The sequence below is a fragment of the Pseudomonas lijiangensis genome (genome assembly GCF_018968705.1).
Classification (GTDB): domain Bacteria; phylum Pseudomonadota; class Gammaproteobacteria; order Pseudomonadales; family Pseudomonadaceae; genus Aquipseudomonas; species Aquipseudomonas lijiangensis.
On the sequence record NZ_CP076668.1, the window covers coordinates 816,660 to 834,337 of the forward strand.

At 55.1% G+C, this 17,678-nt stretch carries 22 protein-coding genes; 8 read left to right on the forward strand and 14 right to left on the reverse strand.

Features of this window, described 5'->3' with window-relative positions; all coding sequences use genetic code 11:
- Positions 1–63: 63 nt before the first annotated feature.
- Positions 64–303 (forward strand): PLD nuclease N-terminal domain-containing protein, encoded by a 240-nt coding sequence (locus KQP88_RS03540; RefSeq protein ID WP_200994796.1) that lies wholly within the window; start codon positions 64–66, stop codon positions 301–303.
- An 8-nt stretch (positions 304–311) separates the two neighbouring features.
- Here KQP88_RS03540 and KQP88_RS03545 read toward each other — a convergent pair whose 3' ends face one another.
- Genes KQP88_RS03545 through KQP88_RS03555 form a run of 3 tightly spaced genes read right to left on the reverse strand, consistent with a single transcriptional unit; the run spans position 312 to position 2,581 of the window.
- The gene (locus tag KQP88_RS03545; protein WP_200994795.1) at positions 312–1,082 is read right to left on the reverse strand and encodes an alpha/beta hydrolase family protein; all 771 of its coding nucleotides are present in this window, start codon (positions 1,080–1,082) and stop codon (positions 312–314) included.
- Positions 1,066–2,190: a DUF3182 family protein gene (locus KQP88_RS03550; protein WP_216704868.1), complete on the reverse strand. Its 1,125-nt coding sequence runs from the start codon at positions 2,188–2,190 to the stop codon at positions 1,066–1,068. Before KQP88_RS03550 ends, KQP88_RS03545 begins: the two co-directional genes overlap by 17 nt.
- Positions 2,191–2,203: 13 nt before the next feature.
- A complete protein-coding gene (locus KQP88_RS03555; protein ID WP_216704869.1) occupies positions 2,204–2,581 on the reverse strand; it encodes a termination factor Rho in 378 nt (125 codons plus the stop codon).
- 194 nt (positions 2,582–2,775) lie between these two features.
- Here KQP88_RS03555 and KQP88_RS03560 point away from each other — a divergent pair, with 194 nt between their 5' ends.
- Entirely contained in the window at positions 2,776–2,988 is a 213-nt protein-coding gene (locus KQP88_RS03560; RefSeq protein WP_216706046.1) for a hypothetical protein, read from the forward strand.
- Positions 2,989–3,243: 255 nt separating this feature from the next.
- Here KQP88_RS03560 and KQP88_RS25220 read toward each other — a convergent pair whose 3' ends face one another.
- Entirely contained in the window at positions 3,244–3,435 is a 192-nt protein-coding gene (locus KQP88_RS25220) for a hypothetical protein (protein WP_117184083.1), read from the reverse strand.
- 229 nt (positions 3,436–3,664) lie between these two features.
- Here KQP88_RS25220 and cysC point away from each other — a divergent pair, with 229 nt between their 5' ends.
- Entirely contained in the window at positions 3,665–4,264 is a 600-nt protein-coding gene (cysC, locus tag KQP88_RS03565; protein ID WP_216704870.1) for an adenylyl-sulfate kinase, read from the forward strand.
- Here the strand turns inward: cysC and KQP88_RS03570 are convergent.
- Together KQP88_RS03570 and KQP88_RS03575 are read right to left on the reverse strand one after the other, a co-directional pair.
- The gene (locus KQP88_RS03570) at positions 4,248–5,033 is read right to left on the reverse strand and encodes a sulfite exporter TauE/SafE family protein (RefSeq protein ID WP_216704871.1); all 786 of its coding nucleotides are present in this window, start codon (positions 5,031–5,033) and stop codon (positions 4,248–4,250) included. The two genes, cysC and KQP88_RS03570, sit on opposite strands and share 17 nt — an antisense overlap.
- Before the next feature lie 102 nt (positions 5,034–5,135).
- A complete protein-coding gene (locus KQP88_RS03575) occupies positions 5,136–6,950 on the reverse strand; it encodes a putative bifunctional diguanylate cyclase/phosphodiesterase (protein WP_216704872.1) in 1,815 nt (604 codons plus the stop codon).
- A gap of 285 nt (positions 6,951–7,235) precedes the next feature.
- Here KQP88_RS03575 and KQP88_RS03580 point away from each other — a divergent pair, with 285 nt between their 5' ends.
- Positions 7,236–7,478: a con-10 family general stress protein gene (locus tag KQP88_RS03580; protein WP_216704873.1), complete on the forward strand. Its 243-nt coding sequence runs from the start codon at positions 7,236–7,238 to the stop codon at positions 7,476–7,478.
- 159 nt (positions 7,479–7,637) lie between these two features.
- On the opposite strand, the gene KQP88_RS03585 is transcribed toward KQP88_RS03580, so the two are convergent.
- On the reverse strand, positions 7,638–8,141 hold the full coding sequence (locus KQP88_RS03585; protein WP_216704874.1) for a GAF domain-containing protein: 504 nt from the start codon (positions 8,139–8,141) through the stop codon (positions 7,638–7,640).
- 358 nt (positions 8,142–8,499) lie between these two features.
- On the opposite strand from KQP88_RS03585, the gene KQP88_RS03590 reads away from it, so the two are divergent.
- Positions 8,500–9,297, forward strand: a complete 798-nt coding sequence (locus KQP88_RS03590; protein ID WP_216704875.1) for a hypothetical protein — start codon at positions 8,500–8,502, stop codon at positions 9,295–9,297.
- Between the two features lie 130 nt (positions 9,298–9,427).
- Positions 9,428–9,787 carry an I78 family peptidase inhibitor gene (locus tag KQP88_RS03595; RefSeq protein WP_198726242.1) on the forward strand — a complete coding sequence of 120 codons (360 nt, stop codon included), beginning with the start codon at positions 9,428–9,430 and terminating at the stop codon, positions 9,785–9,787.
- Positions 9,788–9,812: 25 nt separating this feature from the next.
- Here the strand turns inward: KQP88_RS03595 and KQP88_RS03600 are convergent, their stop codons facing one another.
- The gene (locus tag KQP88_RS03600; protein WP_216704876.1) at positions 9,813–10,904 is read right to left on the reverse strand and encodes a tartrate dehydrogenase; all 1,092 of its coding nucleotides are present in this window, start codon (positions 10,902–10,904) and stop codon (positions 9,813–9,815) included.
- A gap of 87 nt (positions 10,905–10,991) precedes the next feature.
- On the opposite strand from KQP88_RS03600, the gene KQP88_RS03605 reads away from it, so the two are divergent.
- Positions 10,992–11,909, forward strand: a complete 918-nt coding sequence (locus KQP88_RS03605) for a LysR family transcriptional regulator (protein ID WP_253950544.1) — start codon at positions 10,992–10,994, stop codon at positions 11,907–11,909.
- A 140-nt stretch (positions 11,910–12,049) separates the two neighbouring features.
- Here KQP88_RS03605 and KQP88_RS03610 read toward each other — a convergent pair whose 3' ends face one another.
- Complete coding sequence (locus KQP88_RS03610) at positions 12,050–12,625, reverse strand: PIN domain-containing protein (protein WP_216704878.1); 576 nt, start codon at positions 12,623–12,625, stop codon at positions 12,050–12,052.
- Positions 12,622–13,089: a helix-turn-helix domain-containing protein gene (locus tag KQP88_RS03615; RefSeq protein WP_216705880.1), complete on the reverse strand. Its 468-nt coding sequence runs from the start codon at positions 13,087–13,089 to the stop codon at positions 12,622–12,624. Before KQP88_RS03615 ends, KQP88_RS03610 begins: the two co-directional genes overlap by 4 nt.
- A 362-nt stretch (positions 13,090–13,451) precedes the next feature.
- On the opposite strand from KQP88_RS03615, the gene KQP88_RS03620 reads away from it, so the two are divergent.
- Complete coding sequence (locus KQP88_RS03620; RefSeq protein WP_216704879.1) at positions 13,452–14,462, forward strand: PDDEXK nuclease domain-containing protein; 1,011 nt, start codon at positions 13,452–13,454, stop codon at positions 14,460–14,462.
- A gap of 49 nt (positions 14,463–14,511) precedes the next feature.
- On the opposite strand, the gene KQP88_RS03625 is transcribed toward KQP88_RS03620, so the two are convergent.
- The 4 genes from KQP88_RS03625 to KQP88_RS03640 form a co-directional block, all read right to left on the reverse strand.
- Positions 14,512–14,736 carry a DUF6124 family protein gene (locus tag KQP88_RS03625; protein ID WP_253950545.1) on the reverse strand — a complete coding sequence of 75 codons (225 nt, stop codon included), beginning with the start codon at positions 14,734–14,736 and terminating at the stop codon, positions 14,512–14,514.
- 551 nt (positions 14,737–15,287) lie between these two features.
- A complete protein-coding gene (locus KQP88_RS03630) occupies positions 15,288–15,581 on the reverse strand; it encodes an ATP-binding protein (RefSeq protein ID WP_253950546.1) in 294 nt (97 codons plus the stop codon).
- A 255-nt stretch (positions 15,582–15,836) separates the two neighbouring features.
- Positions 15,837–16,085, reverse strand: coding sequence for a hypothetical protein (locus tag KQP88_RS03635; RefSeq protein ID WP_216704880.1), 249 nt, complete (start codon positions 16,083–16,085; stop codon positions 15,837–15,839).
- A 487-nt stretch (positions 16,086–16,572) separates the two neighbouring features.
- Positions 16,573–17,643, reverse strand: coding sequence for a hypothetical protein (locus tag KQP88_RS03640; protein ID WP_216704881.1), 1,071 nt, complete (start codon positions 17,641–17,643; stop codon positions 16,573–16,575).
- Between the last annotated feature and the right edge of the window lie 35 nt (positions 17,644–17,678).

Below are 17,678 nucleotides of genomic sequence, written 5' to 3' on the forward strand. Positions count from 1 at the left end.
GGCCTCTTCTATTTCAAGGGCGCCTGTTCGGTGGCCTCTGTTCAAACAGGTGGGAGGTTTCAAATGCCTTGGATATCTGAAAGTGGTTTATGGCTCTTTACGGCATTGGTCGCACTCATTGTGCTGGCCGATATCTGGGCTGTGCTGCGGGTGCGTAAGAGCGACACATCCTCCAGCAACAAATTGATGTGGTTCATCGTGATTGTTGCCGTGCCGGTGATCGGTGTGCTGCTGTGGGTACTGACCGGGCCACGGCATGTCTCCAAACCTGCGAACCCGGCTCAGGAAGCCAGCAAGTATTGATGCTGGCTTCAGGAATACTTCGCCGAATGGTGAGGGTAATTGACCAACCGTGCGCCGATGACCATTTCGCTGATCCAGTTCGTCAGCATGGAGCTGTAAAGGCTCTGGCTGAGATCACTGCTCAGCGCATGGTCGGCGCCATCCACCAGCCGATAAGTCAGTGAATGGGCGCGCTCGAAAGCGCTGCGATAGCTCATCAGCGTGGCATGGGGCACGTAGTCGTCCTGTTCTGACTCGATCAGCAATACATCACCCTTGAAATCCTTGCAGGCTGCCAGAGCTCGATTGTCGGCGGCGGTCAGGGCCGAGCGCCTGTAGTGCGCAAGCTTGTCGCGATCAAGCTCTTGCTTGGGCATCTCCCAGTCGGCATCCCAGTACAGTGCCGGTACGCGCAAGGCGAGCCATTTGACCGGGCGCATGGAACTGAGAATGGTGGCCAGGTATCCGCCATAGCTGCTGCCGATAACGGCAATTTCTTCTTTGTCCACCGCCGGATGGCTGGCCAGCCGATCATAGGCCGCCAGCAGATCGTTCAGGCTCTGCTCCCGTGAGACGGTGGCGCGCAGCTCATGGGTGCGCTCATGACCGCGCAGGTCGAAGGTCAGGCACACACAGCCAAGGCCGGTGATGTTCTTGGCGCGGGCCAGGTCGCGCTGTTGACTGCCGCCCCAGCCGTGAACGAAGAGGATGCCGGGTATCTTCGCGCCGGGAGTCAGGATGGTTCCGGATATGGACTGGTTTTCAACGTCTATCTCGATGCTTTCACTGCGCACACTCATAAGGCTCGACCTGTATGAATTTGGTGATAACGCCCACTTGAGGATCTTCGCCCTCATAGAGAAGGTGGGCGTTGGCGGGGAGTCGGGTCTGGCCATAGATTTCATGGGTGGACACCTGAATACGTTGCAGCGCGGGATCAGCAGCGAACGCCATCAACGCTTCGATTTCTGCCGGGCTTGCGCCCCCGATGCGCCAGGACTGCTCAAGCACACCGAAGCACACCTGGCCTCGGGCATTGGTGCCCTTGGCGATGTCGTAATTGCGCCGTGAAGCGACAAGGCCGGGAAAGCAGTCGCAGGCTGCCTTGTCATAGACAATGGCGTGCTCTATTGCCTGACGGACCGAAGTGTCCATGTCCTGGCTGAGCAATACGTCATAATCGCCGCGCACGATCCACAGCCGGGATCCGCCATAGACGGTTTCTCCCAGGTTGTCGGTGGTCAGGCTCTGGGTGCCATGGTAACTGGCGGTGATACCCGCAACCTGTACCTGACCCACACTGTAGGTGACCACGTCCTGCAGGTTTTCCTCCACCACCAGCCCCCAGTGACGGACTTCATCGGCATCTTGCCTGGCGATGGCTTTTGTCAGTTCCTCTTCGGAAAGCGCCACGATCTGCCCTCGGCCCGCAGTGGCCAGTACCGGTTTTATCCGCACCGGGCCGTTGGCCAGTAATTGCGTTCCTGCCTTGAGCGCATCGTTCAGGTCGAAAGCTGTGAACCCCGTGAGTACGGCAGCGCCAGCCTGGCGATGAAACTCATCGGACCAGCCGCTCGGCCGTGCCGAAGACGACTCAGGCAAGGGATGAGAAATGGCCTTGGTTGCCATGAAGGGCTCGTTGGCCAGACCGCCGAACAGATCGTCCATCGAGCGAATGTTCAGGGCATCGCCCATGTCCGCACCAATCAGGGTATCGGACGGTATGAAGTACAGGCCGTGGCCTTTATGCCGCGTGCTGTCATGGAACCCGTCAAATGCAGCACCCAGAAGCACAGCTATTTTTCGGGCCAGCGCCTGGTGAACCGCAATTTCATGAGGGGCGAGTTGTTTGTGCGTGGCTAACAGAACGACCTCGGCTTTGGTGGTGCCTGTTCTTGACCCGCTCATAAGGCAACTCCTTTCATGAAAGTTTTTTCAGGGCCTGGATCAGCTCCTCTTTGTTCATGGCTGAGCGACCGGCAACGTCAAGCGCTCGTGCGCGCTGCATCAGGTCGTTTTTGGTCTGCTCTTCCAGGGGACGGTCATTGCGCGGGATGCCTTTTCTGGTTTCGGCTGCACGCTTGGCCGAGTCCTGACGCGCCTCGGTCTTGGCCTTGGCGGATGTGTGGGTTCCCGAGCCACCCTTGCGCTCGCCACCACCTGATTGTTTGTTCACCGTGGCCCATGCACGTGCTTGTGCTTCGTCTTTGGACACGCCTTTTTGCTCGTAGCTTTCTTCGATGCGGGCGGCTTTGCGTTTCTGTTTGGCGGTGTACAGGTCTTTGTTCGAGGTAGGCATGACATTTCTCCTCTCGTAGTGAAACAGCCTGGACAGGTTTTTCTTACCTCATGGGTTATGAAGTGAGGTCGCCTGCAGGAGTTCCTCCGACAAGATGAGTGACCGGGGTGGATAAAACGCCGTTTTCTGCAATTCTTCTGCAATGCAGGGATGTTTATATCCTCGCCATCACCAATCCGTTATGGAGAAAACACATGTCGATAATTGCAAAGTGGGCGTTGCAGGTTGTTGCCTTGTTTCTGCTCGGCTGGATGGCGACCGTTGTGGGGCAATGGAGCAACACGATTGTCAGCGGCACGGGAAGTGATCGCCTGGCACAGTTGAACGAGAGCGGTTTGCTCAATGGCGGAGTGAGCGGCAAATCGGTTGCGGGTCAGGAAAACGCATTTGCCAGTCAGGGTGAATAGAGCGGTTTGCCAAAGGCGGGACTGACCGATTTCTTGCAGGCAAAAAAATGGCCCACAACACGGCGGGCCAAATGGGATTCATCAAAGGAGTGATGTGAATGTACAGAGCCAAACGTGAAGAGGATGTGAAATGAATGTTGGCAAAACGAGAACGGATTTTCAGGGGGCGATGCACGGAAAATAACGGGCTCGATGCAGCGAAAGCAGGCCCCCCGGAGTTTATCCGTCAAGCACCGGAGGGCTGGGGAAAGGATGTCAGGTTGCAGTGGCACGTTCTGGTGTCGCTCGTCGGGTAGAGCGTGGCAGGGGATGAGGCGCATCGATGCGCGATTTCATTCGCTCGGCGAATTCCCTGGCTTCTTGCCAGCTCCGGCAGGTCACTGGGTAATCGTCCAGTTTCACTACCCAGTTTGCCCCGTGATTACCTTCTTCAATTCGGATAAGCATTGTACGCATCTCCATTTTGTAAGGTGAGCAGATGCCGAGTCACCGGCACGGAAAGTTGACGCACGAAATCCTGCGCCAAAAGCGGCGATTGAGCTACAAAAAATTACATATCCCGATGAGCGTGTTTCATCTCCCTTGATCGGGATCAACTTGTTGATAACATCCAGCGGCAAGGGTGCCGGAAACGGTACTGTTCGGGACCGGGTAAACCACAAGGACAGGGCTGATAATGGCCAATGAAAGTCAGCCGCATATCCATCGCCAGACGCTCAGCATCAACCGCCAGGGCAGAGAACGTCTCAATGGTCATACCGGGCAGGTCATCTGGTTGACTGGCCTGTCGGGCTCCGGCAAATCGACCCTTGCCAATGCCCTGGAGCAGGTTCTGCATGCCGAGGGCAAACGCACTTACGTGCTCGATGGCGACAATGTTCGTCAGGGATTGAACCGGGACCTGGGGTTCAGCGACGCAGACCGCGTGGAAAACATTCGTCGGGTCGCGGAAGTGGCCCGCTTGATGATGGATGCCGGGCTCATCGTGATTACGGCGTTTATCTCGCCCTTTCGCCGGGAGCGGGAAATGGCCCGGCAGGTGATTGGTGAAGACGACTTCACAGAGGTGTACGTGAGCACGCCGATTCAGGTGTGCGAAGAGCGTGACCCCAAGGGGCTGTACAAGAAGGCCCGCAGCGGGCTGATCCCGAACATGACCGGTATCGATAGCGTCTATGAAGCACCGCACAGTGCCACTGTGACGATCGATACCTCCGAGCTTGCGGTGCCAGAAGCCGTCAGCCGGGTTCTGGCCTCGATCAGAACGCCAGCTTGAAGCCGATCATCCCCAGCATGATTGCCAGGAAGGGCCGCAGCAGTTCATCGGATACGCGCCCGGCCATGTGGCTGCCCAGATAAATGCCGGGCAATGAGCCCATCAACAGCCAGGCCAGCAATTCCCAGTTCATGTTGCCCATGCTGGCATGCCCAAGGCCTGCGACCAGCGTGAGCGGCACGGCATGCGCGATTTCCGTGCCCACCAGGCGCCGGGTGGCCAGCAAGGGATAAAGAATGAACAGCGCCACTGTGCCCAGTGCGCCAGCGCCGATGGACGTCAAAGCCACCATGGTGCCCAGGATCAGCCCGGTCACCACCGTCAGAACGTTCAGTTTGGAGCCGCTGAAGAACGAAATCCCGTTGCCGCGACTGTGGGCAAAGGCCAGGAGTCTTTTCTTGAACAGTACGGCCAGGGCCGTCAGAAGAAGGACGATGCCAAGCGCCTGCTTGATGATTGCATTCAGGGCATCGGGCGCCGAGTCCAGAGTGCTCAGAAACCATAGGGTCATCAACACCGCTGGTACGCTGCCCAGGGTCAGCCAGCCGGTGATCTTCCAGTCGATGTTGTCGTTCTTTTTGTGAACCACCACGCCACCGGCCTTGGTGACCGCGGCATAGAGCAGGTCCGTGCCCACGGCAGTCGCCGGATTGATGCCGAACCAGAGCAGAATGGGCGTCATCAATGAACCCCCACCTACGCCCGTCATCCCGACAATGAAACCGACCACCAAACCCGCTACTACAAAACCCAGACCGCCGACGTCCATATATGACCCTGTAAGACCTGTTGTCAGGTAAAAACCGGCGGGCAGCATAACGATTTATGTTCTGAGCGGTTATGAATATGTGGTCTAAGGTTATAACCGTTTTTACAGGGTCCGGATTTCAGGCGGCGCGTCGACAGCGATGTGCATGACCTGACTGGGTTGCAACCAGCTCAGCAGAGCGTCTGCTTCCATGGGCCTGGCAATCAGATAGCCTTGCCCTTCATCGCAGCCCCATTGCTTGACCAGTTTGCGTATGGTTTCTGTCTCGATACCTTCGGCCACTACGCAATAGCCCAGCTTCTTGGCAAGGCCGATCAAGGCCTTGACCAGACGCTGGTCCGCCTCTTCAGTGTTGAGGTTGCGCATCAGTGACTGGTCAATCTTCACGGTTGTGGCAGGTAACTGGCGCAGGTAGTTCCAGTTGCTGTAGCCCGTGCCGAAGTCATCGATAGCGATATGCATGCCCAGTTCGCGCAAGCGTTCCAGTTGGCTGCGGACTTCTGTCGGGTTCTGCATCAACGCGCTTTCGGTGAACTCCAGCTCGAAGAGTGAAGGTGAAATGTCATGCTTTTTCAGCAGCCAGATCACCCGGTCAGTGAACACTGGCCCTGTCAGGTCGTCAGGCGTTACGTTGATTGCTACACGGATATCGAAACCTTTGCGCTGCCAGCTGGCAGCCTGTTCAACGGCCGTCTGCAACACCCACAGGCTCAAGGGGCGCATGAGTGCAGTCTTTTCAGCCAGGGGAATGAACTCGGCAGGCCCGATGGGGCCCAGTGTCGGATGAACCCAGCGCAGCAGCGCCTCGACCGACGTGCACTCACCTGAGGTCAGATCAACGCGTGGCTGATAAACCAGACGCAATTGATCGTGGGCATGCACTGCACTGGTCAGTGAGCTGAGAAGCTGGAACGAGCGTTGTTGGGTCGCGTCCATGTGCGGTTCGTACAAGGCCCAGCCAACCTGGCGGGCGCGGGCATTGTCGGCGGCACTGATGACCAGGCGCACCCAGTCCTGCTCCGTTGCCTGACCACCACCCAGCAGAGGCACAATCCCGAGACCGACCTGCAACTGCACCGGAATGCCGTGGCATATCACGGGAGACTTGAGATCTTCGATGATGGCGTGATAGATCGACTCATCCGGCATGTCGCCCGGCAACTGAAAGCCGAAGCGTGTAGGGCTCACCTTATACAGCGGGCAGTCTGACGGCAGCATGGCCTGCAGACGGTTTCTCATCGCCACGATCAGATCCTGAGCGAAGTTGTAGCCCAGGGCCTTGACGATATCGTTGAGGAATTCGGGAGTGATCATATCGACGGCCACCAGGCGCATCTCTTTACCGGCTTTGAGCGTCAGAAGAATGTCTTCTTCAAGGCGCAGACGGTTGTAGAGTCCGGTGGTCTGATCGACGAAGCAACTGCGGCGCAGGTCGACGATACGTTTCATCACCAGCCCGGCCAGACGCTTGAGCATCAACGCCTCACGCTCGCTCATGGGCTCGCGAGGCACCGTGTCGATAACGCACAGCGTACCGATCGCAATACCGTCATCGGTCACCAGTTGTGCGCCTGCGTAATAACGAATGCCCGGCTCTCCGGTCACGAGGCTATTGTTCTTGAAGCGCTCATCAAGCGTGGCGTCGACTACTTCCAGCGAGGCGTCCGTGAGAATCGCATAGGCGCAGAACGAGACATCACGTGGAGTTTCCTGAGCCTGCAAGCCAACCCGTGCGCGGAACCACTGCCGATGTTCGTCGACGATGGAAATCAGCACGATGGGCGCCTGGAAGAACTCGGCGGTCATCGCCACGATCTCCTCGAAGACGTCATCCACCGTGTTTTCAAGCACGCACAGTTCGGTAATAAGTAACAAACGTTGCGTTTCGTTCAGCGGAAGGGGGGCGCCGGTGCTCATAAAACTCTCGAATCAACAGGGTGGTGACTAATTGCCACTACGCAGGGTCACTCTATCAGACACTGGTGCCACTGTTTTGATCGCCGAGTAACAAGGTTTTCCGAAGAAAAATATTTTCATCGCCATTAAACCTGCACGCCTTGATAACCGTGGCCTGTAGCCATGAGGGGCAGTGCTTACCACTCGTCGAAGAAAAGCGACTTTCATGGACCGACCGGTTTTTCCCTCCCTCTCAATAAATACGACACGCACTAAAGCGGTCGATTAACCCTGGAGGATAGGGAGATGGCTAGCACTGGAGACAACAATCCCGGCAACTTCGCCAATGACACTGAGCGTGCATCCAAAGCCGGTAAGAAAGGCGGTCAGGTATCGGGCGGCAACTTCGCCAATGACCCTCACCGGGCATCCGAAGCTGGCAAGAAAGGAGGCCAGACTTCCGGCGGCAATTTTGCCAAGGATTCGGAAAAAGCCTCTGAAGCGGGCAAGAAAGGCGGGCAGAGCGGTAATAAAGGCAGTGATGAATAAAAAATGAAGAGTGGGCAGGACGTGGGATGGTTTTTCTTGCTCGTCGTTCAGGCAGTCGTTAATTCACTTGACCCGTCGCGAGCAAGCTCCCTCCCACGAGGGTTGTGGGAGGGAGCTTGCTCGCGACGGTGTCATGAAGATATCGCTGCCAAATCGTCCTTAACAGCTCATCTCCACCTGACTTTCCAGCAACTGCTCATGGGCATACAGCGTACTGCCCAGCAATGTGCAGAAGACCTTCAGGGTATCGACAGTCTCCGGGTTGCCAAGCTTGGCCGGCAACGGATCGAGCCCGCACAAGGTGCCGAAGAATACGCCATTGGGAAAAATGATCGGCATGGAAAAGTAGCTCTGGAACCCATAGAGCTTCGGCACCGGATGGTCGGCATACACCGGATCCGTCGCCACCTCGTCGATCATTACGATATGGTGATTGGCACGGATCTCGTTGCAGATAGTGGTTTCAATCTCAAGCTCGCTGCCGGGCTCGACACCGAACTGGAGTTCATCGCAGACCGCGCAGGCGACCCAGTTGGTTTCGGTCACCTTGGCGATGGCAGCAAATCTCAAGCCGGTCAGCCGCGTCACCAGCTTCAAAAGGCTGGATGTCGCTTCTATTTCACTGATCACGGCCAGTTCCGAAACCGTCAATTTGCTGTTCAAGGTGCTCTACTCCAAGGCCTCGCGCTATGTCGAGCCTGATGATCTTTCAATTTGCCGTTGCGGCCGTGCTTGATCGTGACATATTTGTTCGAAGGCTTCATGGCTTATTAACGCCATGCGACAGGCTGTCATGGCAACGTGATAGTGCTGGCGTGTGAAGTCCTCCCAAAAACCCTACGTGTCTTGGCCGCGCAACGTTGCCTCAACGACCCGCGGGCCGACGAAATACTCTGTGGAAAACCCTTTCTCAGACATCGACCTGCTTACTAAGGGGCGCCACTTAAAACTTGCTTGTTTGTAACTTGAAGCTGAACATGCGCGCCGGCATTAAGCCATTATTGATAGAAGGGAGTTGTAAATGCGCACCGTTTCGCTGTTTCTGGGGTGGATCTTTGGCGTGCTGTTGATTCTGATTGGGCTTTTCTCGTTTGGCGCAAACGCATTCGCAGCATTGCTGATTCTGATTTCGGGTGTGATATGCCTTCCTGTGGTCAGAGGACAAATCCAGGCAAGAACAGGCAAAGTCATCAATGGCTGGTTAGTCGCAAGCGTCGTTTTTGTGTTGTCGTTAACAGGTATTATCCTGTCGTCGAATACCCACCAGAAAAACATTGCCGAAAAGGGCTTTGTGTCTGCAGATGAGTATCGTGAGGCCAAGGAAAATGGAGCCACCACCAAGGAAGAGTGGGACAGGATAAAAGACGGTATCCATGCCAAAAAAGCCTTGGCAGAAGACGCAGCCAAAAAAGCAGCATTGGCGAAAGAGCAGGCGGATATCGCCGCTGCCGAAAGCGCTCGCAAAGAATCCGAAGCCAAGGTGCAGGCAGAAAAGCTGGCAAAAGAGAAGAGCGATGAGAAGTGCCGGCTCGATGTTACATGCTGGGGCGAAAAGCATTTCGTAGCGGCTGCCGTCTTCTGCAAGACCCCGATCGAGAAACTGGCGCAATACGACGTCAAGTGGACCGATGGCGTGCTGGAACCGAAGTTCAGCCGCTATAAGTGGGCTGACAAAGAGCGCGGTGTCATTACGTTCTTTGGCGACAAAATCCAGTATCAAAATGGTTTTGGTGCGTTTCAGAATCACATCTATTCCTGTGACTACAACACCCTCACCGAACAAGTCGTGAAGGTCAATGCCCTGCCGGGAAGGTTGTAACGCTTGACGTTGTAAGCACAGGGCAGGTGACTGCCCTGTGTAACCTCCGGCATTTCGCTCCAGAGCAGATATCAGTAGCGAACGGATCGGTAAAAGCGATGTCTTACGGCAACTTCGGAGTGTTGCCTTTATGGAAAAAATTATCCCTTCAACTGTCGTGAGCTCATTTGCCGCGGCGATGTTCTGTGTGCTTCTGAGCCTGCCGGGCGAGCACTCTTTTGCCAGTGAGCAGTCTCTCGATCATGGTCATGGCACTTCTCAGCCTCCCAAAGGAAAGATGACCGTATACGGCTGCTATGCCGCACGAGCATCCTCCATGCTGGGAGAGGAATTCACTACTGAAAACAGAATGGCCATAGAGAAACTCGCGCGTGCACGTGGCTCTCGTGTGGTTTCAAGTGGTGGGCCACGGGACCTGAGCTACAGCCCGCTCCGGCTCAATATCGAAGTCAACGGGCAGAACCGTATCGAGGATATTTCCTGCGGTTGAGCGGGCTGATCACTCCAGGCGGATTCTACTCAGCCCGACGCACCTGCTCCTCAATGGCCTTGCCCAGTGTCATCGTGGATCCTGTACCGCCCAGGTCAGGCGTCAGCGGCGCATTCTCCGGCCCTTGGGCCAGCACGGCTTCAATCGCCGACAGCACGGCAGCCCCGGCCTCTGCATGGCCGAAATGCTCCAGCATCATGCCGCCGCACCAGATCTGCCCGATGGGGTTGGCGATGCCTTTGCCTGCAATGTCCGGTGCCGAACCATGTACCGGCTCGAACAGGCTGGGGAACGTCCGGTCCGGGTTGATATTGGCCGAAGGCGCAATGCCGATGGTGCCGGTACAGGCCGGCCCCAGATCGGAAAGAATGTCACCGAACAGGTTGCTCGCGACGACGACATCGAAGCGATCCGGGTGCAGCACAAAATGCGCGGTGAGAATATCGATGTGATATTTGTCGACCAACACCTCAGGGTACTTCTTGCCCATCTCCACGACGCGCCCATCCCAGTACGGCATGGTGATGGCGATGCCATTGGATTTGGTGGCTGACGTCAGATGCTTCTTGGGCCGGCTCTGAGCCAGGTCATACGCATACTTGAGAATGCGGTCGACGCCGACGCGGGTCATCACCGTCTCCTGAATCACGACCTCCCGCTCGGTGCCGGCAAACATGGTGCCGCCGACGCTGGAGTATTCGCCCTCGGTATTTTCCCGCACCACATAGAAATCGATATCCCCCGGCTTGCGACCAGCCAGCGGCGCTTTCACGCCGGGCATCAGGCGGCAGGGGCGCAGGTTCACGTACTGATCGAAATCACGGCGAAACTTCAGCAAGGAATCCCACAGGGAAATGTGGTCCGGCACGACATCCGGCCAGCCGACCGCGCCAAAGTAAATCGCATCGTATTGCTTGAGGGTTTCGAACCAGTCATCCGGCATCATCTTGCCGTGCTCTAGGTAATAGTCGGCGCTGGCGAAATCGAACCAGTCCCATTGCAGACCGATCCCGAACTTCTGTGCCACGGCGTCCATGACGCGGACCCCTTCGGGCATCACTTCCTTGCCAATACCGTCTCCGGGAATGACGGCGATCTTGTAATTGTATTGAGTCATGGCAGCGGTTCTCGTGCTTGTCAGGTGATGCACTCCAGTGTATTCATTCGTCCATCGAGCACAATTTGGCCTGCGGGAAATCCATTCTTGAATTCAAGTAAAGAGTTGGTCACCAACACCGATGACCTCAGCTTCTTCAACCGCGTGGCCACCCACGGCAGCCTGACCGCCGTGGCACGGGAACTGGGCCTGTCGCTGCCCGCCGTCAGCAAACGCCTGACCCAGCTTGAACAGCGCCTGGGCGTGCAACTGATAAGACGCACCACCCGCCGACTGGACCTGACACCTGAAGGCCTGCTCTACCTGGAAGGTGCCCGGCCGATCCTGCGCCAACTGGAAGAACTGGAAAGCGCCCTCGACAATCGCCAGCCAGTGCTGCGAGGCAAACTGAGCATCAATGCCTCGTTCGGTTTTGGCCGCCGCCACATCGCGCCCTTGCTGTCCGAGTTCGCCGCCCAACACCCGCATCTGGAACTGTCACTGCAACTCTCCAGCCTGCCGGTCAACCTGCTGGATGCCGGCATCGACATCGACATCCGCGTGGGCGAACCACCCGATTCACGCCTGATCGCCCACCACGTCCTCGACAACCCCCGCATCCTCTGCGCCTCACCTGCCTACCTCGAACGCGCAGGCAAACCCCAGGACGTCGCCGACCTGGCGCACCACAACTGCATCGTCCTCAAGCAATACGGCAGCGACTACGCCATCTGGCGCTTCACCCGCGACGGACGCGAATACAGCCAGAAAGTCTCCGGCACCCTGTCCAGCAACGACGGCGAAGTCGCCATGCGCCTCGCTCTGGACGGCCACGGCCTGATCCTCCGCTCCCGCTGGGACGCCCAACAATACCTTGCCCGCGGAGAACTGATTGCCGTATTGCCCGAGTACCACCCGCCGCGAGCGGATGTGTATGTGGTTTACCAGCATCGGCAGCATGTGCCGCAGCGGATATCAGCGTTTGCACGGTTTTTGGGGCGGGAGTTGGGGGAGAGGTTTTTGTGATGGGTAGCCTGTGGGACCGGATTTATCCGGGAAGGCGTTACTTCTGACGATGAAGATGCAGTGAGTGTCCAGACTTCTTGAAATAACCGCCATGCGCAAGGCCTTGGCCAACACCAAGACTTTTTGCCCCGGTAAAGCAGTCAAATCAGGAACTCAAAACCAGACAGCAGTTTTACGGTTTCCGGAAGCTGCTGCTGTAGCAACTTGTCCAGGTATTGTCGCGCACTATGCGGTGGGTTTTTCAGCGATGCTCTCTGCCGTTGCGCCGCTTCAAGAACCGCAGCCTGATCCAGATCCCAAAGGTCGGCAATGAAGTCATCAGGGTGCAGAGGTTCGATATCAAACGCTTCAAGAGCGCTCTTTGGAAAGTCTTTAAGGTTAAACGTAACAATGACAGACGCATTGCATTTGATTGCGGCAGCAAGTACGTGACGATCATCTGTATCGGGCAGTGTAAGCCCTTCAATTAGAGGTTCGTAGTCCATCACTAAGGCATCAGGTACAGCTTTATCCATCAAGGCGGCAGTTCGATCCAATTGCTCGCGAGTGAGTTCGGGACGATTGATGAGAAGATTACGTTTCCACTCCTCATGTATCTGAGCTGAACAGCGTGCGCGATACACGCCGCTCAGTGCCAAGTGCATCAAGAAGTCACGTAGAGGTGCAGGATAGAGAACATTCGCGTCATAGAAAGCAGTGAACGGTGAATGCCTCATTCGTACCCCATCCCTAACTCCTGTGCTTGTGCTGCGAGTTCATCCATGGCATCCCGGCTTGCCTGGTCGCGCTGCTCTTTGTAAGCCATCAGGTCTGCGAATTTGATCCTGCGATGTCGACCGGTTTTTGTGTGCGGCAACGCGCCTTGGTCCAGTAGCTTTACCAGGTGAGGTCGAGAAACGTTGAGCATGTCAGCGCCTTCCTGAGTAGTCAGTTCTGCATGAATAGGAACGACTTTGACGGCATTGCCCAGCGCAAGCTCGCTCAGGATTTCTCCGAGTAAGCGCAGGGCGAAAGTAGGTAATTCAACGACTTCACGCTGCTGCGTGTCATCAATCAACTCAATGCACTGAGTTTCACATTTTGTCGAAAGAAATGCGGCTAACTGGCGGCTTGACGCCACAGCCGCAGCGATTTCTTTCTCATCGGGGAGAACGGTGCGAGTGAGGCCGACGGTGGTCATGGCTGTCTCCAGTAATGGTGTATTCGACTTGATCGGGTACCCGTTCAGATACCATTGCTGACGTTTTATTCGAAATAAACGAAAATCGCAATAGTCGAAATGATTGAGCGACAAAAGGATGGCGCTGGTGCAATCGTGAGCTTGATTCGGGGTGAGGTGTCCGGAAAAGTTGACCACTGCAGTGCGCACTCTGTGGGGCCGGATTTCACAGCCACAAGCGGTCGAGATTTTCTCGGAAACTTCACTCAAGGGACACAGATGGTGCTGGCTGGTAAGAAGGGCAGAAGCTGAACCAACATGCTGCGCAGCGACGTCAGGCTATTCCGGTATGACTGCAAGCAGATGATGGAGATATTGTCGACATGAGTGAGCCCGCCACTCCCAGCCCTTTGGCACACGAACGCTTTGATGAAGTGCTCGCACTGATCTACAACGCCAGGCAGCAGGTCATTCAGGCAGTGAATAGCCGACTGATCGAGCTTTACTGGCAGGTCGGTGCCTATATCAGTCGCAAGCTGGAGCAAGCCGAGTGGGGCGATGCCGTTGTCAGCCAGTTGGCTGATCATCTGGCCCAGACCCAACCGGGACTGCGCGGTTTTACCCGCTCGAATCTGTTCCGCATGCGTCAGTTCTACGATACCTACCGCTTCGAGGAAAAAGTCGCGGCACTGCCGCGACAATTGTCCTGGACCCATAACCAGATCATTCTCGGCCAGAGCAAAAGCCCGGAAGAGCGAGAGTTCTACCTGCGCATGGCGATCCAGGAAAAGTGGTCCAGCCGCGAACTGGAACGCCAGTTCAAAGCTGCGCTGTTTGAGCGCAATATCACCCAGCCAGCAAAAATCTCGGCAGTGCTGAAGCAATCTCATCCCGCTGCGCTGGAGATATTCCGAGATGCCTACATGGTCGAGTTTCTCGACCTGCCCGGTGGCCATGCCGAGTCCGATCTGCATAAGGGGTTATTGGTTCGGCTCAAGGATTTCCTGATCGAACTGGGTCGCGATTTTTGCTTCGTCGGCTCCGAATATCCGCTGCAGGTCGGCGCGCGTGACTTTGCCCTGGACCTGCTGTTTTTCCATCGCGGCCTGAACTGCCTGGTGGCCATCGAACTCAAGGTCGGCCGCTTCGAGCCGGAATATCTGGGCAAGCTCGACTTCTACCTGGAAGCACTGGACCGTAACGAACGCAAACCCCATGAAAACCCCGCCATCGGCGTGCTGCTGTGTGCCAGCAAAGACGACGAAGTGGTCGAATACGCCCTCAACCGCAGCCTGTCGCCAGCGTTGATTGCCGAATACCAGACCCGCTTGCCGGATAAGCAGCTATTACAGGCCAAGTTGCATGAGTTTTATGTGATGAATACCGCGCAGTGAGTCGACGCAAATACAAAACCTGCGCAATGCAGGTTTTGTAATCCACACATCAACGAATCGAAAGACCCTCCAGCGAACGATCAACCTCGGCCTTGGCCATCTCCACCAGATGGACAACAGACAAGGCCAGATGCCGATGCGAACCACTCAAGCGGTCGCCGCTTTCATAGGCTGTAGCAGCGGCACAACTCAATAGCTCGGAAGCACGCGCAAGGATATCTTCAAGGTTGCGAGCGGGGTGTTGGCAGGGTAGTTCGGACGTCATCTTGAGCATCATGTAACTCCAGTCGGAAGTGGAGCTGACGCCTTTTGCTGCTAAACGCCGGGCGGCAGCCATGCGCAGGTTAGCAGACCGGAGACTGGCACCCGGCGCACCCGAAGGTGCCCTGCGCACGACCACCATAAATGCAGGCCGTAAAAAAGCGCCTCGCAAAAGGTGGCGCAGTGCGCCCAGTCGGGTCCGGGCTGCTAAACCCGTTCGCTGAATATGCAGCGACGGAGGGAGAGTAGGGACCGGATTTCATGGGCGCAAGCGGTTGGGATTTTCTCGGAAATTTCTTGCGAAGGAAAGGGAGGGATCTTTCGGTTCAGGGTGCTTAGGCAGTGTCAGTCTGCTTCCCGCTTCTCGGATGCTGCTGAGTTGGCAGCGTTTAGCGGCTGTTGGTGCAGTTATGGCGCAGTTTTTAGAACTGCGCCATTTTGGATGAGGAATGTGGCGCAGTTTTCGTGGTGCTGAAAGGTGTGTTACCGGATCTTGTTTTTCTTCTGGTGTCGACTCGATTTCTACTTGGTCCCGACTTAGTCCCAACTTGGTCCCGCAAGAGGTCATTTTTCAACGGCGCGCTGAGTCACTACCTTGAACGGGTTATCTTGTAGTTCGTCGAGCGTGATCATTGCCCAGGCATCGATTGCGCGCGGGATGCCCGTGCCCAAACCGCGATAGGGCAGTATATGTACAGCATGGGAGGTGAGCGTCGAGTTCCGGCGGTTGGACAGGCCGAATTGAGTTTTCTCGGTGTCAAGCACGTCAGGCAGGTGCCCTGGGCTGGTCAGTTCAGGTGGTTTCCAAACCTGTCTGTTCGGGAATTTACTAAAAGCGTCTTTGGAAGTATTCGCCAAGCGCCTTGGCGTCGATACCCCTCACGCTGCTGCCCGCGATCGGTACCGCATCGGCGCAGTGCTGGAACAAACGCTGCTGCTCTCCCCCGAGTATTTTTTCGTCGTCCTGACTGCTTATCTCGGATCGTTAATAAGGTATTGCCGGGCCCAAAGCATAAGCGATTGCCCGCCTACGATCACAAGACTGTAATCATTGATAGCGGGCGGTAGACGCGCTGAATGAGTTTAAGCAGGAAGGCGAAGAGCTTTGAGCGTTCAAGTAGGGCGAACGGAACCTCTTCGTTTACCGCTTCGGGCATCAGTTGCTAAGCGTAGGAAATCGTTGTGGGCGGGCGATTGCGCCAGAGTTGCCGCGAAGGACGGCTTTGGCACGAGCAGCAACCACTCAAGCATCTGAAGGTCAACTGTATAGACAGTATCAACCTGACGGTCACGTGAGCTGTTTTTAATACTCATCATTTTTGCGAAGCTAAGATCTTTTGAATGTTGGTTGTCGTTGATCATGGAGAAATTATTCAAGAGTGTGGCATAAACTTGGATTCGAGATTAGCCCATTCAATTGAAGCATTTACAGACGAAGGGCTGTCAGTGCAAGGTTTTAACCGAAGAAATGCATAGATATGGAACCTGTGTAGGCACAAAAAAAGATGCCCTGAGGCGTCTTCATTTGTCAGATTTGGTGGGCCGGGGTAATCTGAAATGATCTGATAAATATAGAGTTTTCTGGTTGAGATTTCTTCGTGGAATACCATTTGGAATGCGCTGCGCAGGATTGAGCCGGAATGCTGAGGCGTGACCCTCCTGAGGCAATCATCTGGAGTCATTTCGTAGTGGCCAATCACGTGGTCGTCATCCCATTTTCTGCCCAGTTTGGATGAGGATAGGGTACAGGTATGAGCATTTTCTTTGATCGCTCATCATTAAAATTAAGGTACTAAGAGTAAAGGTGCGTGGTTGAGCAATATCTTGTACCTGTACCCTGCACGGCCGACTATGTGGGCTTGAAAACAGAGAAAAATTCGCTGAAGCCATTTGTGGTTAATGTATTGTGTATGCGTGGTAATCCTGTCTCACCTAAAGGGGAGGTTCCTTTGCCGTTTTGGCTTCTCTCGTGCTGGAGTTGCTCTTGTAATTCATCTACTGATAGCCAATAGTTGCATGTCTGCTGATCATGTGATCGATTGATGCTGAAGTATTTCCCATCTCGCTCACCTGCGACTGGATAATGATGAATGGACTCGCTCAGCCAGTATAGCTTGGAGTCCAATGTGGCTATCCATGTGTCCTGAGTCTTGCCGTAAAAGTTCTCTTTGGAAAACTCCAGGGCGCCTTTTATGTACTTGAGGTCTTGAACGCCATTGAAGATATTTTTGAATCGCTGCGCTGGCTTGTTGCTCCCACTCATGAAGTTATTCTTGATGTCTTCGATTTTTGCGTTAAGCTCGTCGGAATAGTTGGGCTTTTTATCACAGAAGCAGTACTTGGCAATTTCGGCTTCAACAGCGCTGAGCATATCAATTTCATCACAGACACGGCTCATATATGTTTTGAATTTTTCAACGCCTGATAAGCTCGGCTTCGTGGCGTTGATAATATGTATCTGCATGAGCGAGAAAAACGGCACGCTGTAGAGGTACTGCTCTTCTATGCTGAGTTCTGAGAACTCATACGCTCGGGTTCTTTCCACTTCATTCGAAGTGTTTCGTGTCGCGGTTGGATGATCGACCATCTGGGGGCAGAATATCGAAAGAAACAATTCATACATCTCAAAGCTTAGTTTTTTGAATTTCGGGTGGACCTCGTTAAGGGCAAGCCCGGGTGTTAGGCACAGACTTTGTGGTGGGCAAGAGTTTATGAAATTTATAAGTCTAGTTAGGTCGAAATCGTTCGGGCTGTGGCGACGAAGAATTACATCTTCCATTCTCACCAAGATGTTAAGGTCAAGAATCAAAGTCGTTTCTATGCCTTTCCGCTTGTTCTCGGTCACGATGCTTGGGGTGAGCTGCGGGGAACTGTCGGTTTTGCGGCAAGGTTTTATAAAATGTAGGGTATGTGAAGGCATTGTGATTTACCTAACTCCTTTCTGATAAGACTGTG

Bases quoted from the DNA above. Each gene is read 5' to 3' on its own strand.
- KQP88_RS03550 (WP_216704868.1), bottom strand. From the start codon at position 2,190: ATGAGCGGGTCAAGAACAGGCACCACCAAAGCCGAGGTCGTTCTGTTA.
- KQP88_RS03580 (WP_216704873.1), top strand. From the start codon at position 7,236: ATGGCTAGCACTGGAGACAACAATCCCGGCAACTTCGCCAATGACACT.
- KQP88_RS03590 (WP_216704875.1), top strand. From the start codon at position 8,500: ATGCGCACCGTTTCGCTGTTTCTGGGGTGGATCTTTGGCGTGCTGTTG.
- KQP88_RS03575 (WP_216704872.1), bottom strand. From the start codon at position 6,950: ATGAGCACCGGCGCCCCCCTTCCGCTGAACGAAACGCAACGTTTGTTA.
- KQP88_RS03620 (WP_216704879.1), top strand. From the start codon at position 13,452: ATGAGTGAGCCCGCCACTCCCAGCCCTTTGGCACACGAACGCTTTGAT.
- KQP88_RS03615 (WP_216705880.1), bottom strand. From the start codon at position 13,089: ATGACCACCGTCGGCCTCACTCGCACCGTTCTCCCCGATGAGAAAGAA.
- KQP88_RS03635 (WP_216704880.1), bottom strand. From the start codon at position 16,085: ATGATCAACGACAACCAACATTCAAAAGATCTTAGCTTCGCAAAAATG.
- KQP88_RS03610 (WP_216704878.1), bottom strand. From the start codon at position 12,625: ATGAGGCATTCACCGTTCACTGCTTTCTATGACGCGAATGTTCTCTAT.
- KQP88_RS03595 (WP_198726242.1), top strand. From the start codon at position 9,428: ATGGAAAAAATTATCCCTTCAACTGTCGTGAGCTCATTTGCCGCGGCG.
- KQP88_RS03570 (WP_216704871.1), bottom strand. From the start codon at position 5,033: ATGGACGTCGGCGGTCTGGGTTTTGTAGTAGCGGGTTTGGTGGTCGGT.
- KQP88_RS03640 (WP_216704881.1), bottom strand. From the start codon at position 17,643: ATGCCTTCACATACCCTACATTTTATAAAACCTTGCCGCAAAACCGAC.
- KQP88_RS25220 (WP_117184083.1), bottom strand. From the start codon at position 3,435: ATGCTTATCCGAATTGAAGAAGGTAATCACGGGGCAAACTGGGTAGTG.
- KQP88_RS03560 (WP_216706046.1), top strand. From the start codon at position 2,776: ATGTCGATAATTGCAAAGTGGGCGTTGCAGGTTGTTGCCTTGTTTCTG.
- KQP88_RS03540 (WP_200994796.1), top strand. From the start codon at position 64: ATGCCTTGGATATCTGAAAGTGGTTTATGGCTCTTTACGGCATTGGTC.
- KQP88_RS03555 (WP_216704869.1), bottom strand. From the start codon at position 2,581: ATGCCTACCTCGAACAAAGACCTGTACACCGCCAAACAGAAACGCAAA.
- KQP88_RS03600 (WP_216704876.1), bottom strand. From the start codon at position 10,904: ATGACTCAATACAATTACAAGATCGCCGTCATTCCCGGAGACGGTATT.
- KQP88_RS03625 (WP_253950545.1), bottom strand. From the start codon at position 14,736: ATGCTCAAGATGACGTCCGAACTACCCTGCCAACACCCCGCTCGCAAC.
- cysC (WP_216704870.1), top strand. From the start codon at position 3,665: ATGGCCAATGAAAGTCAGCCGCATATCCATCGCCAGACGCTCAGCATC.
- KQP88_RS03545 (WP_200994795.1), bottom strand. From the start codon at position 1,082: ATGAGTGTGCGCAGTGAAAGCATCGAGATAGACGTTGAAAACCAGTCC.